The 1,197-nt window shown below is 48.7% G+C and carries 1 pseudogene; it reads right to left on the bottom strand.

Annotated elements, in window-relative coordinates:
- Window positions 1-1,197, bottom strand: a pseudogene (locus tag AC1DWN_RS34050) (hypothetical protein); the annotation flags it as partial.

Raw genomic sequence — 1,197 nt, forward strand, 5'->3', positions numbered from 1 at the left:
CCGATACTGATTCTAGCGCTAACTTAGACTGCGTAACCGACTCATCTTGCAACGCTTGCTCTCCAACACTATTGTCAGCTAGCTTCTCGGTTGTTACGCTGCCGGTTGACAGATGCTCTGCTTCTACACTTCCAAGCGCCAGCTGCTTACTGCTAATTGAGCCTGACTTCAGYTTGCTGCCAACAATGCTTTCATCTGCTACTTTATCAAAAGTAACCACGTCATCACCCAAATGGGCTAATGTTATCGTACCTTTTWGAATGTTGTWGCCCTCGACCGTTTCTGGCTTCAGATGTTTTCCAGTCAATGACTCTGGCTCCAGATGCTTTCCGGACAGCGTTTCGGACTGCACATGCTCRCCCGATACTGATTCTAGCGCTAACTTAGACTGCGTAACCGACTCATCTTGCAACGCTTGCTCKCCAACACTATTGTCAGCTAGCTTCTCGGTTGTTACGCTGCCGGTTGACAGATGCTCAGTTCCTACACTTCCAAGCGCCAGCTGCTTACTGCTGATTGTACCTGACTTGATCTTACTGCCAACGATGCTATCCTCTGTTACTTTATCGAAAGTAAGCACATGGTCAGCCAGATGGGCTAATGTTATCGTACCTTTTTGAATGTGATARCCCTCGACCGTTTCTGACTTCAGACTTCTTCCAGACAATGACTCTGGCTTCAGATGCTTWCCGGACAACGATGCGRACTGYACATGCTCRCCCGATACGGAGTCTWGAGCTAACTTAGACTGYGTWACCGACTCATYTTGYAAYGCYTGCTCGCCAACGCTTCCTTCTGCCAGCTTCTCAKCAGTYACGCTGCCGGTTGACAGATGCTCYGCTTCTACACTTCCAAGCSMCAGCTGCTTACTGCTAATTGAGCCTGACTTCAGTTTGCTGCCAACAATGCTTTCATCTGCTACTTTATCAAAAGTAACCACGTCATCACCCAAATGGGCTAATGTTATCGTACCTTTTTGAATGTGGTAGCCCTCGACCGTTTCTGGCTTCAGATGTTTTCCAGTCAATGACTCTGGCTCCAGATGCTTTCCGGACAGCGTTTCGGACTGCACATGCTCGCCCAATACTGATTCTAGCGCTAACTTAGACTGCGTAACCGACTCATCTTGCAACGCTTGCTCGCCAACACTATTGTCAGCTAGCTTCTCGGTTGTTACGCTGCCGGTTGACAGATGCT

The organism is Paenibacillus sp. P4_A7, assembly GCF_056402455.1.